16 protein-coding genes and 1 pseudogene are annotated in these 16558 nt (G+C 41.2%); 2 read left to right on the top strand and 15 right to left on the bottom strand.

Annotation, left to right across the window (positions count from 1 at the left end; genetic code table 11):
- Window position 1: 1 nt before the first annotated feature.
- The 14 genes and pseudogenes from ACVC7T_RS08155 to uvrC all read right to left on the bottom strand — a co-directional run bounded on the left by ACVC7T_RS08155 (window position 2) and on the right by uvrC (window position 13129).
- Window positions 2-1429 (bottom strand): hypothetical protein, encoded by a 1428-nt coding sequence (locus ACVC7T_RS08155; RefSeq protein ID WP_238143428.1) that lies wholly within the window; start codon window positions 1427-1429, stop codon window positions 2-4.
- Window positions 1356-2063, bottom strand: coding sequence for an ATP-binding cassette domain-containing protein (locus tag ACVC7T_RS08150; protein ID WP_002940085.1), 708 nt, complete (start codon window positions 2061-2063; stop codon window positions 1356-1358). The genes ACVC7T_RS08155 and ACVC7T_RS08150 overlap by 74 nt, the downstream gene beginning before the upstream one ends.
- A gap of 496 nt (window positions 2064-2559) precedes the next feature.
- Window positions 2560-2739, bottom strand: a complete 180-nt coding sequence (locus tag ACVC7T_RS08145) for a hypothetical protein (RefSeq protein WP_153047868.1) — start codon at window positions 2737-2739, stop codon at window positions 2560-2562.
- Window positions 2740-2908: 169 nt separating this feature from the next.
- Window positions 2909-3778, bottom strand: coding sequence for a helix-turn-helix domain-containing protein (locus tag ACVC7T_RS08140; RefSeq protein WP_105110843.1), 870 nt, complete (start codon window positions 3776-3778; stop codon window positions 2909-2911).
- Between the two features lie 247 nt (window positions 3779-4025).
- Window positions 4026-4519: pseudogene (tnpA, locus tag ACVC7T_RS08135) on the bottom strand (IS200/IS605 family transposase).
- A 198-nt stretch (window positions 4520-4717) separates the two neighbouring features.
- Window positions 4718-5518: an ABC transporter ATP-binding protein gene (locus tag ACVC7T_RS08130; RefSeq protein WP_105160468.1), complete on the bottom strand. Its 801-nt coding sequence runs from the start codon at window positions 5516-5518 to the stop codon at window positions 4718-4720.
- A gap of 9 nt (window positions 5519-5527) precedes the next feature.
- Window positions 5528-6421, bottom strand: a complete 894-nt coding sequence (locus ACVC7T_RS08125; protein WP_105160469.1) for an ABC transporter permease — start codon at window positions 6419-6421, stop codon at window positions 5528-5530.
- 238 nt (window positions 6422-6659) lie between these two features.
- Complete coding sequence (locus tag ACVC7T_RS08120; protein ID WP_105160470.1) at window positions 6660-7631, bottom strand: ABC transporter substrate-binding protein; 972 nt, start codon at window positions 7629-7631, stop codon at window positions 6660-6662.
- Window positions 7632-7656: 25 nt separating this feature from the next.
- On the bottom strand, window positions 7657-8616 hold the full coding sequence (locus ACVC7T_RS08115) for an ABC transporter substrate-binding protein (RefSeq protein WP_105110838.1): 960 nt from the start codon (window positions 8614-8616) through the stop codon (window positions 7657-7659).
- A 438-nt stretch (window positions 8617-9054) separates the two neighbouring features.
- A complete protein-coding gene (locus ACVC7T_RS08110; RefSeq protein ID WP_161497988.1) occupies window positions 9055-9204 on the bottom strand; it encodes a hypothetical protein in 150 nt (49 codons plus the stop codon).
- A 177-nt stretch (window positions 9205-9381) separates the two neighbouring features.
- The gene (locus tag ACVC7T_RS08105) at window positions 9382-9546 is read right to left on the bottom strand and encodes a hypothetical protein (RefSeq protein ID WP_105101249.1); all 165 of its coding nucleotides are present in this window, start codon (window positions 9544-9546) and stop codon (window positions 9382-9384) included.
- Between the two features lie 261 nt (window positions 9547-9807).
- Window positions 9808-11121: a GTPase ObgE gene (gene obgE, locus ACVC7T_RS08100; RefSeq protein ID WP_105110837.1), complete on the bottom strand. Its 1314-nt coding sequence runs from the start codon at window positions 11119-11121 to the stop codon at window positions 9808-9810.
- A gap of 45 nt (window positions 11122-11166) precedes the next feature.
- Window positions 11167-11295, bottom strand: a complete 129-nt coding sequence (locus tag ACVC7T_RS08095) for a DUF4044 domain-containing protein (protein WP_105137515.1) — start codon at window positions 11293-11295, stop codon at window positions 11167-11169.
- 55 nt (window positions 11296-11350) lie between these two features.
- Entirely contained in the window at window positions 11351-13129 is a 1779-nt protein-coding gene (gene uvrC / locus ACVC7T_RS08090) for an excinuclease ABC subunit UvrC (protein WP_105161307.1), read from the bottom strand.
- A 145-nt stretch (window positions 13130-13274) separates the two neighbouring features.
- Here uvrC and ACVC7T_RS08085 point away from each other — a divergent pair, with 145 nt between their 5' ends.
- Both ACVC7T_RS08085 and ACVC7T_RS08080 read left to right on the top strand, forming a co-directional pair.
- Window positions 13275-14018 carry an ABC transporter ATP-binding protein gene (locus ACVC7T_RS08085; protein ID WP_105161306.1) on the top strand — a complete coding sequence of 248 codons (744 nt, stop codon included), beginning with the start codon at window positions 13275-13277 and terminating at the stop codon, window positions 14016-14018.
- A complete protein-coding gene (locus ACVC7T_RS08080) occupies window positions 14015-15619 on the top strand; it encodes a permease (RefSeq protein WP_447262766.1) in 1605 nt (534 codons plus the stop codon). The genes ACVC7T_RS08085 and ACVC7T_RS08080 overlap by 4 nt, the downstream gene beginning before the upstream one ends.
- A gap of 48 nt (window positions 15620-15667) precedes the next feature.
- Here the strand turns inward: ACVC7T_RS08080 and ACVC7T_RS08075 are convergent, their stop codons facing one another.
- Window positions 15668-16456 (bottom strand): enoyl-CoA hydratase/isomerase family protein, encoded by a 789-nt coding sequence (locus ACVC7T_RS08075; protein ID WP_172023347.1) that lies wholly within the window; start codon window positions 16454-16456, stop codon window positions 15668-15670.
- Window positions 16457-16558 lie beyond the last annotated feature (102 nt).

The following is a 16558-nucleotide window of genomic DNA, read 5'->3' as shown; positions in this document are numbered from 1 at the left end:
TTCAATACCTTCTTTCTTTTGCTAGAAATACACTCAGTATGAGTAATAACACTACTAATATAGCCGATGAAAGAAAAACATTATCATTCCTTAAAACAAGATAGAGTACTATGGATAGAAAGACTGTGGTAGTTGTTGATGCTGTCTCGTTAAGATTACCCTGAGTAGTTGGAAAAAGAAGCCCCGCTATCAAAGCGCATAAATAAATTGCCATGGACATGAAAAATGGTAACATCGATCCTTTCAGGTAAACTGCGATAACTAAAGGCGCCGCAGATAGTATTATTCCTCCCAACACCAATGAAATTACTTCTTCAATCAGACCAACCCTATAAAAATCATAGTATTTTCTAATTCTAGCTGTTGCATCCGCATAGCTTATAGCAGAGAATACCAGAAGGGAATTTAAATTAGCGAGTGTCTCTAATCCGCTTCTTAAACCTAATTGGTAAGTAATAATAAGTGAAAAAATTGTGATTAATGTTAATGAATGAATAAAACTTTTATGTCGATAAATAGCTGGAAAAGTTGTACTCAAATTAAGTTTAATCATTGGCAATCTAATCAAACCATAGGACAACTTCTTATACTCTTGAATATTTAAAGTAAATTTATAACTCAAAAACATCACAATAATGAGAATAATAAGAGCTATTAAAAGCATGATCACAATTAGATCTGTAAGAGCAATTGAGATTCTTCCTACATATGTGTCTATACCTATTTTGAAATATACCAGATATGTTGCACAAAATAAGGTAAAAAATATGTCTAAAACAAATAACACTGAAGCAACTGAAAATTTAGCGAATTTTGTCGCTACCTTTGCAAAAATAGCATACAATGCATCCATTATTGAAAAAATAGCTACAAAAATACTATGAAACAATAATAGCAACATCAATTGATCACTTACTTTGATAATAGGTAATTGTCCAAATAGTGGGAATACTAAGAGCAAAATCGACTCATAACCTGCTAATGCTACTCCTATTTTGAATAATTTTTGAGCAACTAATATCTCTCTTCTACTGTAAGGGAGTATATTCGTTATATAGACTGAGCTTTTAGTTAATGTTATGATTGAATTTACAAAAACAAACAGAGCAACTGATAGAATGATGCACATATTGACATAACTCATAATTGTTATACGAGTTAGTTCTGTAAATATTTCTAAATCCAACCCTCTAGCACCCTCACCTAAACGTCCAATCTCACGGACATTAGATAAGAAATACCAAAAATATAGGACAAAACCAATAATGGCTACGAGGAATTGATTTCTCTTTTTTTTGAAAAATGGCCTGTTCAAAAAACCTTTTAAAGCATCATTATAATAAAATGACACCAGATCAAATGAGTTCTTTAATTTTTTGAAGTTTCTCAGCAATTTTCCCTTGCTGATAGATGTATTCAGAAAGTTCATCTGCTGTACCCTTAAACTCCGTTAGTTTCCCTTTCCTCATTAATAAGATATCATTGGAAAATTGGTTTATAATATTCCGCTCATGAGAAACGAGCAAGACCTTGTGTTTCTTGGCATACAGTCCAAATAACTCTTGGGTAAGAATAACTGTTTCTAAATCTAGTCCACTAAAAACTTCATCAGCAAGAAGATACCCCACATTCAATGAAAGTCCCAAAGCAATTTGAAGTTTCTTTTTCATACCAAATGAGTAAGACTCTATTGCTTTTTCCAACGCTTCAGTCATATCTAAAAGGCAAGATATCTCAGAAAAGATGGACTTACTTGAGTTTTCATATCGTGACTGGACAAAATCTGCATATTCATTGCCAGTTAAATATTCTGGTAGATAGGAGTCAGAAGGAATGTAAAAAATGTTCTTTTTGAAAGTATCACTTCCATTAGAATTACCATCCAATAACACCTCACCACTATCGTACTGAATAATTCCTGATACCGAATTTAGAAAAACAGTCTTTCCAGAGCCATTTAAACCTACAATAACTGTGATACCTGTTTTTCCAAATGTTATCGATAGGCTATCTAAAACACAATGGCTACCAAATGATTTACATAATTCTTTTACTTCAAGCATACTACCTCCAAAAATGATGACTAACAATTTGAAGAATTAGAACTGGACTCTCTAAAAGTTAAAAGCGGATAAACTATATTCTTCTCTAGAACATAGTTTATCCGCCTCACTGTCTAATTAAACTACAATCTAGAAAATCAAACATCAAGATTTATTTGTAGCAACCAATACTAACACCACCATTAAAGAAGTTAGCCATTCCAGAGAATGTATAGCCTCGACTAGTGCAGTAAAATGCATATGCAAAGTATAGGACGATTAAAAGGACAAAAATCCAAACAAGTGCATGATTACGAACTATTTTATTATACTTATCAGACAAGTATAGATAAATATTATCAAAAATACTTAAAACCATTTTGATTACCTCATTTCTCTAACAAAGCCACATAACAATTTAAAGTATCCAAAAATATCTCGATTAGTACATTAGAATCTCTCCTTTCTTTCAACGACAATATTTGTCGACTTTATTTAAAATTGTACAATCCTTATTTTAAATATTTACAGTATATAATTCACCTGGATCAAAGCCTAAAGGGGCTGGAGTGGTATTACCAGATGGTTTACCAACAATAACCAATAAACCCACCAATAAAACTGCGACAATAAACTTTTTAGTTGCCTTTTTCATAATCTGCAACCCCTTTCCTTTTTCTTGATTATATTTTATCATTTGAATATATTATTCGTCAACTATTTTTATAAATATTTTTATATTTTCTGTTTTTTATTTTTAAACGAATAAAATATGATTGAATTAAAAGGTGTTATACCCTATAATGACTGTACAAGAAAAGCAACCCGTTGAACACTGAGTTGCTTGGACAATTTTATTTTATATATCATTGAAAGGTCTCGCTAATGAATCGTTCAATTTCTAAAGCCATCTTATCATTTCTCTCAAGTTGATATATATTTTGAGCGGTCACAAAGTATTCTTTTACTTTATCAGTCCTTGAAAAACCTTCACTAACATTTCCAAGTAAGCAGTAAAGATTAGCTAAACAATAGAAACTATTGTTCTTGAGACAAATATCAATTGTTTCAAGTGTTTCACTTATCGCTCTCTCTGCTTGTTTGTTTAACCATAGGTATCGACAAAAGTTATACCGACATTTAATCAATATCTCTAACTGCTCAATCGTTCGGGCCTTAACACTTTTAAAAAGTGAAGTCATATGACTATAAACTTCTTCAAATTTTGAGTTATTGGCTGTTTTGAAGTAGAAATGCAACAAACTATTTGAAATATTCAAGTATTCCCAATCATATTCACTGTATTTCGACAAGATAGTTTCAAGTTTTTTTATGGCTTCATCCTGCTTGTGATCATAATTAAACAGAACAATAGCTTCAATCCATTGAAGATATAACTGATCTGAGAGCGGTAGTTTCACCATCTTTGCAGTTTCCAACTCATAGATATATTTTAACGACTCAAAATCTCGTCTCTCTAAAAACTTTTTAGACACGCTACGAAATTGAGTCAAAAAGTCTGACTCAACATGAATTTCCTCATCAAAAAAGTAATCCATTGTTACATTCAACTTTTTAGCTAGGGCATATACCACATCAGCTCCAGGACTATAGTCTATGTCGCGTTCGATTTTACTAATCTGTCCCTGCTCACAAATTCCGGAAGCCAACTCAACCTGAGATAAGCCTAACTCTTTTCTCCGACTACGCATTCGAGTTGCTAATAATTTACCCATATTGATTCCCCTACTCTAAATAAAGTCTATTCTCATACCCCAAATTATATCACTACGATTATTTATTTTCAATTATTAATATTTTGATATTTATTCACATTTATAAAAAGTCATAACCACCCGTGAGAACGGGTGGCTTGTACACCGGCTATAAGCTGTTTCTCTCCAGCGACGTCTAAAGACGTTCGCTGAACTTCGTTCAGGTTAGTGCTATAATTACTTGACTAATGCCCGTAACAACGGGCTTTTATCTTGTTCTAAAACTGCCATCTGAAAATGGAGCTTCATACTCTTTGACACTCAAGAATCAAGTGCAATGTCATTGAACAACTAATCTCCCAGATTAGTTGTTTGCTCGCGAATGTATTTCGCAACTGTCTTTTCGTTCAGCCCAACCGTACTAACATAGTAGCCTCTAGCCCAAAACTTACGATTCCCGTACTTATATTTCAAATTAGCGTGTTTATCAAATACCATTAGAGCACTTTTACTTTTCAAATATCCCATAAAATCGGAAATTGCAAGTTTTGGGGGTATCAAGACAAGCATATGAACATGGTCTGGCATCAGATGACCTTCGATAATTTCAACACCTTTATAACTACACAATCGTCGAAATATCTCTCCAAGACTACTTCGATATTGATTATAGATAATTTTTCGTCTATACTTAGGGGTAAAGACAATGTGGTATTTACACAGCCACTTTGTATGTGATAAACTATGTGCCTTTTGCGCCATATTTTTCTCCTTTCGCTTTACAATAGGCTTGAACACCTTTATTGTATCGCGTTTGGAGTTTTTTTGGTATAACCTTCGTCGCGCACCCGCATAGTGGGTGGTTTATTTGTCACGCACCTTACGGAGCGTGACGGACTAAAAGTCATATAATCAAAAAAAATGAGGTTGGACTTTATGCCCAACCTCATTTTTCTGTCTTTACAAAATCATTTCGTCATCAGCTATCTTTTCACCACTGTTTTTATAGAAGAGGTCCATGAGGTGCTGCACGGTCAGGTTCTTCTTCTCCTCACCTTGGACATCGACAACAATCTGTCCACGATGGAGCATGACCAGACGATTACCGTACTGGATGGCATTTTCCATATTATGGGTAATCATGAGGGCTGTCAATTTTTGACCTTCAACAATTTTCTTGGTCAAGTCCATCACCATATCACTGGTCTTAGGATCGAGGGCCGCCGTATGCTCATCCAAAAGTAGGACTTTGGGCTTAACCAGCGATGCCATCATGAGTGTCAAGGCTTGACGTTGACCACCCGATAGGAATTGCGTGTCGACCTTCATCCGGTTTTCGAGTCCAAGACCAAGTTCTTTGAGAGCTTCTTTAAAGATAGCGCGTTCACTTTCTTTGACACCCCAACCCAGGCCACGAGACAATCCACGACGGTAGGCAATGGCCATATTTTCCTCAATGGTCAAACGAGAAGCAGTTCCCATTTTCGGATCTTGGAAAACACGACTAATGTCTTTTGAACGCTTAGCTGCTGGCACATGCTTAATGGACTTGCCTTCCAGCAAAATGTCGCCAGAATCCACCGTCAAAGCACCAGCAAGTGAATTCATGAACGTTGACTTCCCTGCTCCATTACCACCGATGATGGAAATAAAATCACCTTCTTGAACATCAAGCGACAGACCACGCAGAACATGGTTCTCATTGACTGTACCCGCCTCGAAGGTCTTATGAATATTTTGTATTGATAAAATTGTACTCATCTGAACCTCCTATGCAGTTCCGTTTAATTTTGGACGGCGAATATTGAGCTTCTTCTGCAATTCAGGCACATACAGGACAACTGCCAACAAAATCGCTGAGAAGAGTTTGACAAGGTCCGCATCCATGCCCGGAATTTCCAAAATCGCAAGGATAATCAAGCGATAGATAACCGAACCCAGAGCCACAGATGCCAGACGCCATCCCAAACGCAAGTTCCGCAAAACAACTTCTGCGATAATCACCGATGCCAATCCGATAACAATGGTTCCTGTTCCAGAGTTCAAATCCGCATAGCCATTGTTTTGGGTCAAAAGTGCACCACAGAGAGCTATCAGACCATTGGACAGCATGTAGCCGTAAATCTTCATCTTGTCCACATTGATACCGTTGGCCTCACTCATGGGAATATTGTCCCCTGTCGAACGAATGGCCAGCCCAATTTGCGTGTTGAACAAGAGCGTCAACAGCAGAATGACTGCCACAACAAAGACCGCACCAATCAAGAGAACCGCATTTATCTTAGACAAGCCTAAGTCCTGCAATTGCGTCACCAAGGTCACTTGTTTCAAGAGAGCAACGTTGGCTTTGCCGAGGATTTTCAGGTTAATCGAATACAAACCTGTCAAGGTCACGATACCTGTCAACAGGGCTGGAATTTTCATTTTAGTATGCAAGAGCCCAGAAACCAATCCTGCAATCATACCTGCAAACAAGGCAAGGAAGGTCGATACAAGAGGATTTAGCCCATTGACAATCCCTGTCGCACAAACTGCAGCACCCAGAGGATAGGCACCTTCTGCCGTCAAATCAGCAATATCTAAAATTCTAAACGTCAAGTAAACACCTATCGCCATAATGGACCACAGTAGCCCTTGCGATATACTTGATAAAATTATATCCACAATTTTCTCCTTAAAAGTTTCATGTTAAATAAGCGCCGAGCACCCACTTCTATTCATACAACATCTCAGCGCAGTGGTTGATTGGCTTTCACAGTTTAGGGAACTGTGAAAGGTTGGAGATAAGGATTGCTTAGCAAGCCATAACAACTTGCGATTTGCGCTCCGAACCTGCCCTAATCAACTGTGCGGGGGCATGACAACGGACTAGCGATGCTAGGTCCTGTCATGCTCCCATTTTTTACTCAGAAACGGATAGTTTTGAGGTGTCAATTCCCAGTTTTTGCGCCATTTCTTCATTGACATGAAGATTGACCGCTTCTGGATATTCTACAGGAACCTCGGTAACTTTCTCGCCTTCGATAATCTTAATGGCCATTTTGGCTGTCTGACGTCCAAGCGCCTCATAGTTGGTACCGTATGTCAAAAGACCACCTTGGTCAACCATGTCTGTTGAACCACCGATAACTGGAACCTTGTGTTCAGCTGACAATTCACCAATCATAGACATGGTCGCAGCAACAGTATTGTCCGTTGGCACAAATACAGCATCCACATCCTTCATCAAGCTCGTTGTCGCATCTTGTACTTCGTTGGAGCTGGTAATTCCTTTCAGTACAACCTTGTAGCCAGCCTCCTTGAGCAATTTCTCAGCTTGTTCTACTTGGACTTCCGAATTGCGTTCGCTCGTCGTATACAGAATACCGACTGTTTTAGCATCGGGAACTGCTTGGCCCAACAATTCAACCTGCTTATCAATTGGAGCCTGATCAGAAGTACCTGTCAACAAGCCACCCGGCTTTTCAAGGCTTTCCACCAAGTCTGCTGAAATCGGGTCCGTTACCGCGGTAAATAAAATCGGTGTTTCAGTCGATACCGTTGCCAAACTTTGCGCTGCCGGTGTTGCAATGGCCAAGACAAGGTCATTACCGTCAATCAATTGCTCTGAAATAGTTTGCAAGTTGGCCTGATCACCCTGAGCATTTTGGTAATCCAAGACCAATTTGTCACCCTCTTTGTAGCCATTATCAGCCAGTTCTGCCACAAATCCTTCGCGTGCCGCCGTCAAAGATTCATGTTCCATGTACTGAAGGACACCAACCTTAACGGCACCTTCTGTCGATTTTTCCTCCGAGCCAGATGAACAAGCTGCCAAAGCCAACAAGCCTGCACCCAGCAAGGTTACACTTGTCAATTTTTTTACTAATTTCATTCTCTCTTCCCTACCTTACACGTTTTTACTTTTCTAATGCTTTAATGGTTTCTGGGTCAATCCCTACTGCTACAGCCATTTCTTCGTTGATAGCGATAGCTGCAGTTTGTGGTTTTTGAACAGGCAAATCAGCCGGTTTTTCTCCATCCAAGATTTTGGCAGCCAATTCACCTGCCTGAACACCGATTGCATGGTAATCCACACCGTAAGTGAAGAGAACCCCTTCCAAGTAAGCAGCATCACTTCCGATAGACGGAACTTTTGCCTCCTTGAGCACCTCACCAATAGTTGACGCAGTTGACGCTACGGTATTATCCGTCGGCAGGTAAATGGCATCGACCTTACCAGCTAATGAAGTAATAGCCTGTTGCACATCATTTGTTGTCGTAACAGTTGCGACTTCAACCTTAACCCCCTTGGCCTCCAAAGCTTTCTTAGCTTGCTCAGCCTGTACTTCTGAATTCACTTCGCTTGAATTATAAAAAATACCAACTGTTTTCGCTGACGGTACGACTTTGAGCAACATATCAATCTGCCCTTCTACATCCGTCGCGTCTATCGAACCCGTCATACTTCCACCGGGTGCATCAAGCGACTCAACCAAACCTGCCTCAACAGGATCTGTAACAGCTGTAAAGACGCTCGGAGTCTCACTGTCAGCATTCAACATAGCCTGAGCTGCTGGTGTTGCAATAGCAAAGTTGAGGTCATTCTTCCCAGCCAATTGCTCGACCATGGTCTGCAAGTTAGCTTGGTCACCTTGCGAATTTTGCAGGTCAATGGTCAGGTTTTCACCTTCCTTATAACCCGCTGCAGCAAGTGCCTCCACAAAGCCCTTACGTGCACCGGTCAAAGCCTCATGCTCTGCGTATTGAATAATGCCGACTTTTGTCGTCTGGTCATCTGAACCATTTGCGCTACAAGCAGCAAGAGTCACGGCAGATAAAACTGCCACTGAACTAAGAATCAACTTTTTAAATCTCATGATTTATCTCCTTTTAATAATTATACAATGAAGCAATCAAACCAGAAAAAGACCGTCTAGAATCACTCTAAACGGTCCCCACTATTCAACTGCATTTTGAAAACAAGATGAATGCTGCGTGCCGTTTAGATGTATCATCTATGGGCACAGGTCAAAACAACTACAGCCACATAGATACAAACCTTACGATTTTGTGTTTGCATCCATGTCTACCATGTCTACAAACACTATCTAAAATAGCCGTAGAAATAAGTATGAGCAAGCATAGTCATGCGACTCTTTTTCAGCATAGCTTGTTTCCTTTCACTGTTTATTTTGTAACTATCATACCTGTTTTCAAGACTTTTGTCAATAGAAAACTGCATAATTTTTCATCATAATATCATCTTTTTCCAATAAAATTGATAAAAGCTATGTAAGGTATGATTTTAATATTTCTTATGCAGTTTGCAAACGCAAAACAGCAACTTCTTCCTCAGTCAGAGACAAAAGAGGCGCAACTTCTTCATTTGTCATATTTGTGTCAAATAGACGTTGGATAAATTCTGAACGATTAGTTTCAGAGATTTGATTGAATGTTGATGTCATTGTTTATACCTTAACTTTCCATTGGAATGAACCAATAGTATCACACGACATAGAAAATGTAAAACGAAACTGTGAAAATATCCTATAAGTTTTCTTTATATGTTGAAGTATTTTCAAGAAAATTTACAAAGATAGAAGTAAGAAAAAACCTGCCAACAGATATTGGCAGGTAATATTTTATGATTCCGTAGTTTCCTTGGCCAATCGCTCGCGTTCCAAACGAAGTTTACGATTGGGGTTGAGTTTATTGAAAAGCTCTTCTAATTTTTCAGCATTCCAAACATCGGCTGCCGAAACAAAATTTCCATCCTTATCCTTGAAGGATATTGGTTTATCACCCATTGCATACCTCCTTGAGGAATAAAATGTAGTCCTGAAACACAAGCTCAGGTTGATGATTATTGAATAATAGCGGGACACTCAGTCTTATGGTCCCGTCCAGTTTCTGGGAGACCAGCTGAAAAAGTCCACTAAACAGGTTACGACACGGAACCCAAATGGGCGATACTACCATTTGGGTGTAGTTAGTAAGGTAGCTAGCCAAGATCCCATAGGACTTGGCGTAGTTTGACTAGCAAGTTAACTTGCAGCCAAACTGCTACGTTAATCAACAAATTCAAATTCAAATTTACCGATGCGGACAGTGTCACCGTCCTTGGCACCGCGCGCACGGAGGGCTTCATCAACACCCATTCCACGCAACTGACGGGCGAATTTCATGACAGATTCGTCGCGGTCAAAATTGGTCATGGTAAAGAGTTTTTCTAGCTTGTCGCCAGACAAGATCCAGCTGGCATCATCCGCACGGCTGATGTCAAATTCAGGCTCATCTGGATTGAAACCATAGTAAGCTTCTTCCTCTTGGAAATCAGAATCTTCATACAGCAAGAATTCTGGCGTTTTCTCAAGCAATTCTGCTGTCGCCTCCAGTAAGTTTTCCAATCCTTGATGAGCAATACCGGAAATCGGGAAAATCTGTGGCAGTTCGTCAAACTCGTCATAGTTGGCTACCAGCTTCTTCTTGAATTCTTTCAAATTCTCTTCCGCATCTGGCATGTCCATCTTATTGGCAACAATAATCTGCGGACGTTCCATGAGACGAAGATTGTAGGTTTCCAATTCATTGTTAATGGCCACATAGTCCTCATAGGGATCACGGCCTTCGCTGGCTGACATGTCCAAAACGTGCAAGATAACACGCGTCCGTTCAATATGACGGAGGAATTGCGTCCCCAGGCCGACACCTTGACTAGCTCCCTCAATCAAGCCTGGCAGATCGGCAACCGCAAAGGATTCGCCTGATTTAGTTCGCACCATTCCCAAATTCGGTACAATGGTTGTAAAATGGTAGGCACCAATTTTTGGCTTGGCAGCTGTAATAACGCTGAGGAGAGTGGATTTCCCAACAGATGGGAAACCAACCAGACCAACGTCCGCCAGAACTTTTAGTTCTAACTCCAGATTGCGTTCCTCACCAGGTTCACCATTCTCAGCAATTTCAGGCGCAGGATTTTTCGGCGTGGCAAAGCGGATATTTCCACGGCCACCACGACCACCGTGGGCAATGACGAACTCCTGACCGTGCTCCACCAAGTCGGTGATGACCTTGCCAGTCTCCGCATCACGAACGGTTGTTCCCTGCGGCACGCGCACAATCAAATCTTCCGCACCACGACCGTGCATGCCCTTGGTCATACCTTTTTCACCGGCATCCGCCTTGAAAATGCGGTTGTAACGAAAATCCATGAGGGTACGTAAGCCTTCGTCTACCTTGAAAATAACGTGACCGCCATGACCACCGTCACCACCCCACGGACCGCCGTTGGGAACGTATTTTTCACGACGGAAGGCAACCATCCCGTCGCCACCCTTACCTGCCTTGACCTTAATCTTGGCAGTATCTAAAAACATACTCATAATCTACCTAATCTTTCTCTGAAAAAGACGCTAAAAAGCGCCTTTTTAGTTCATCAATGCATTGATTGCAGGGAAAATTAAACCAGCGATCGTGGCAACCACCATAATAATAACAATCAATAATGTAAAGCGTTCAAATAAAGTTTTCTTGTGTTTTTCTTCTCCAAAAGCCATTGCTTTCTCCTTCTACAGTCATTATCCTTTATTTTACCATAAAATGGCAGAGCGTTCAATTTTCATTGTTCAACTTCTCCTTGACCTTCTCCGCTACCTTATAAGGCACACCTGCTTCGGCGATTTCTTGTAGGTTTGCTGCTTGGATATTGCCAATGGATTTGAAATGTTTCATCAGAGCCTGCTTGCGCTTTGGTCCTAAGCCCTCAATACCATCCAATTTTGATGAGAAAGAATTTTTCGAACGAACCTGACGGTGAAACTCAATGGCAAAGCGGTGTACCTCGTCCTGAATGCGTTGCAGGAGGAAAAATTCTTGCGAGTTACGAGGCAGTTCAACCACTTCAAGCGGATTTCCAAACAGCAATTCGTGGGTCTGGTGCTTGTCATTCTTCTGCAAGCCCGCAATCGGAATGGTCATACCCAACTCATGCTCGATAATCTCCTTGGCCACATTGACCTGTCCCTGACCACCGTCAATGATAATCAAATCGGGTGGCACCAAGCCTTCTCTGAGGACGCGACTATAACGGCGGCGCAAGACTTCCCGCATAGAGGCATAGTCATCCGGCCCCTCAACTGTCTTAATCTTGTACTTGCGGTACTCCTTCTTATTGGGCACCCCATTTTCAAAGACCACCATGGCCGACACAGGACTGGTTCCCATGATGTTGGAGTTATCAAAAGCCTCGATACGAACCGGCGTCGGAATCCCCAAAAGCTGGCCAATGTTCTCAATAGCACCGTAGGTTTTCTCCAGATTTTTCTCCAGCAGATTAAACTTCTGCTCCAGACTGACACGCGCATTTTTCGTCGCCAAATTCACCAGCTGCTTCTTCTCACCACGCTGGGGCTTGATGACCTTTGTGGCGACCAAAGCTTCGACTGCTTCTTGGTCAATATCCTGCGGTATCAAAACCTCAGACGGTATTAAATGTTGCTGGTCCCTGTAAAACTGGCCGATATAGGTCAAGAAATCCTCATCCGCATCATTATAGTAAGGAAAGAGATTGACATTCCGCTCAATCAGTTTCCCCTGCCGAACAAAGAAAACCTGCACACACATCCAGCCCTTGTCCACATAGTAGCCAAAGACATCTCGATTTTGCAAGTCATGAGCCATCACACGTTGCTTGGTCCTCAGGGTGGAAATGGATTGAAGGACATCTCGGTATTCCGCAGCCCGCTCGAATTCCAGATTACCAGCCGCCACCTTCATCTTTTCCTGCAAATCAGTGACAATCTTATCATCATGCCCTGTCAAGAACTGGGCTACTTCCTTGGCCATCCTATCATAGTCAGCAATACTTGGCATATTGTCGCCATGCGCCAAACATTGTCCCAAATGATAATAGAGACAGAACTGATTTTCAGGTAATTTACACTTGCGAAATGGATAGAGTCGATCCAACAACTTGAGGGTCTGATTGGCCGCACCCACATCTGGATAGGGACCAAAATACTGACCGCCATCCTTCTTAATCTGCCGAGTAATGATCAGCCTTGGATGACGTTCCTTGGTGATCTTGATAAAAGGATAGGACTTGTCGTCCTTGAGCATGATGTTATAGCGAGGCTTGTTTTCCTGAATCAGATTAATTTCCAACAAGAGGGCCTCGATATTGGAATCTGTCACGATGAACTCGAAGTCAGCAATTTCCGCTACGAGAGCCTCTGTCTTGGTATCATGGGCACCACGAAAATAAGACCGAACCCGATTGCGCAGGTTTTTGGCCTTGCCCACATAGATAATCTTTCCGTACTTGTTTTTGTGGAGGTAGCAACCCGGACTGTCCGGAAGCAGCTCCAACTTGTGTTTAATGGTATCGTTCATAGGTCTAGTATAGCAGTTTTGACCAAAAATTTCATAAAGGAAAAATGTGATTTTTTTTACATTTTTCCTCTAGAAACTCTTGTTTTTGTCCTAAGACAGCAGTATAATAAGTCTATATATTATTTGAACGATTAAGGAGGAACTTATGATTACATTCGACCACATTACCAAGGCTTACGGTGACAATCTTGCCTTGGATGACTTAAATTTGACCATTGAATCGGGTGAGATTTTTGGGTTGATTGGCCACAACGGTGCCGGAAAAACCACGACCATTAGCCTGCTGACCTCCATTATTGAGGCGACGGAAGGTCATATTTTGGTGGACAATCTCACTCTGGCTGAGCATCGGGATGAGATTAAAAAGCGGATTGCCTACGTTCCAGACTCGCCAGATATCTTCCTCAATCTGACAGCATTTGAATACTGGCACTTCCTCGGTAAGGTCTATGATGTGCCGAAGGAGGACGTAGACCAGCGCATCGGGACCCTGTCAACTCTTTTCGACATGACCGCCCGCCAGCATGAACCTATCGATAGTTTCTCCCACGGTATGCGGCAGAAGACCATTATCATTGGCGCTCTGATACCCAATCCAGATATTTGGATTTTGGATGAGCCCTTGACTGGACTGGATCCGCAAGCCTCCTTTGACCTCAAGCAGATGATGAAGGAACATGCCAGAGGTGGCAATACGGTTCTCTTTTCAACGCACGTTTTGTCCGTTGCTGAGCAACTGTGTGACCGCATTGGCATTCTGAGAAAGGGTCGTCTGATTTTCGTAGGTAGCCTGGAAGAATTAAAATCCCAGTATCCTGATAAGGACCTGGAAACTATCTACCTGGAATTGGCTGGCCGCCAGCAGGAAAAGGTAGGTGAGGAGGCATGAACAAGTCTATCATCTGGGAATTGGTGAAAATCAATATCCTCAACTCCAATCCGCAATTGCTGGCCCAGGTCAAGAAAAAGCAAAGCAAGCGCAAGGATGCCTCCTTTTCAGCCTACAAGAGTATCCTCTGGCAACAGGGATTTATGGTAGTGGGCTTTGCCGTCCTCTACACTGTCTTTTTCCTTGGAATTGACTATAGTCGCTCGGTTGGTTTCTTCTCTATGCAGCTGGGAATCTTTACGGTCATGGCTATCCTTTATGGATTTACAGGTTTTTTCTCCGTCTTCTATGACAGCAAGGACACCAAACTCTATCTGGCTCTACCTGTCAAAGCCAGTGAGGTTTTTGTAGCCAAGGTTCTGTCGGCTCAAGGAATGGTTCTGCCCTTCCTCATGCCCAACCTGACTCTACTGGGTGTGACCTATTATCAAATCGGAGGACTGACCCTGCTGCCACTTGCCCTGCTTTCCTTTGCCATCCTCTGGCTACTGGTCAATGTGGTCAACCTAATCATGGTACATTTTATTGGAACTATTCTGACAAAAAGTCCTCGTAAGACCTTGATTTCAACCATCTTGACAACTGGAGCGTCCCTGATTTCTGTTGGGGCCATGATGTACATCCAAAGCCAACAAGTACGGTCGTTTGATACAGATGGCTTTGTGGAATTTCCGACCATTCCTGTTTTTGTTGGTTTCCACTATCTAGTCAGCAAGACCTTGTCGCTGGATACGCTCCTACATTTTGCTCTTCCAATCTTGGTCATGTTAGGTCTGATTTACTATGCGACCAAGACAGTTATTCCTAATTATTTCAATCAAATGCTGGTCATTGATACCATTTCCAGCAAGAAGAGCAGGAAAAAATCTGGCAAACTTCCTAGCAATCTCAAGCAGGCCCTGGTTAAACACCACCTGGCTACACTTAACGACAGCAATCTCCTGGTTCAATCCTTCCTGCAGCCAATTATCATGGGTGTGGCCCTCTTTCCAAGTTTCTCACAATTTATGGATGGTGATTCCTTTAGTCAATTCGGAGTAGATTATTTCGGTATTTTTCTGCTGGCTGGAGCTATTCTGGGCAGTATGTTTGCAGGGGCTACAACCTTTATTGGTGTGGCCATGTCGCTGGAAAAGGAAAATTATCACTTTATCAAGACACTACCTATCAACTTTAAGCAGTTTACTATTCAGAAATTCTGGGTTGTCTCGGCAGTCCAATTTCTGCCACCTGCCTTGCTCTATTTGGTCCTGGCAATCGCATTGCTCAAGGTAAACCCAATTTTGGCCCTCTCCTTTACAATTGGTAACCTAGTAACAGCAATTTTAGTTGGACAGATTTTCTATTGGCGGGATCAGCGACTCCTCATGCTTAACTGGCAAAATTCTAATCAGCTCTTCGGTCGCGGCGCTGGCCAGTGGTTGATTGCAGGCTCAATTTTTGCAACCATGATTCTGGGGACCATTCTCTTTGTGATTGCAACAATCCTGACGAACACTATCGGTCCAATCTATGTTAGCTCAGGAATATTCACACTCGTTCTGGTCTTAGCTGCTAGCTTGCAGTATTACCTCTATAAGGTCTACTGGAAGAAATTATGATATAAAAGTAAAGAGTTTGGAAAACAGTTCCAAACTCTTTTTCCTTGTTTAATTGACCCTTGTAAAATCTGGTTTTTCCTTGCGTAAAAAGGCTCCTACTGCTTCAAACAGGGCCTGTTCCTTAGAAGACAAATGGGTCTGCATAGCTTCTAATTCGAGAGCAGCTTCCAAATCAGGATAGAAGAATCGATTGAGCCAATCTTTTTGAATTGAAAGGACTTTAAGAGGCGTATTCAATAGGAAGTTAGCAAAATCTAGTGCTTCTTTATCCAAATGCTCATCATCTACAGATTTAGTGATAATTCCTAAATCCATAGCTTCTTCTGCACGGATAATCTGATTCGTTGTAAAATATTGAAATAGTTTTGATGGTCCTATTTGTTTGCCCAAGAGATAAAATAGCCCATTATCTCCGGGTAAACCGATACCATTAAAGGCTGGAACTAACTTGGTTTTCTTTCCAATGATACGGTAGTCACAAGCCATCGCTAGCCCAAATCCTGCTCCAGCCGCTGAACCTTGTACGACAGCAATAACAGGCTTAGGATTATTACGGATTGCCATAACTAGTCGACCAGGATTCAGAGTGTGATTCAAGTCAAACGGCTCCCGAGTTTCAAGTAGCTTATTAAATTTGTTTATGTCACCTCCACCGGAAAAAATTTTTCCATTTGCGCGTAAGATGATGATTTTCACTCTTTCATCGTCTGCCAAATTATGAAATGTTTGGATTGTCTCTTCAAACATTGTTTTATCAAATGAATTACCGAATTCCGGTCGATTCAGCGAGATTGTCGCAATAGAATCATGAATGTCTAATTCTATAGTTTTATACATATTTTAACCTTTCTAACCTAATATTATATAAACAGGAGGCTGGCAGAACCAACCTCCGACTAGTTATTGATTTAGAAAAATGGTAGTTAGTGATGAAGAGGT

The sequence above is a fragment of the Streptococcus sp. P25B114 genome, from assembly GCF_053010325.1.
The sequence above is the reverse complement of the archived record's forward strand: the minus strand, read 5'-3'. Positions and strand labels throughout refer to the sequence as shown.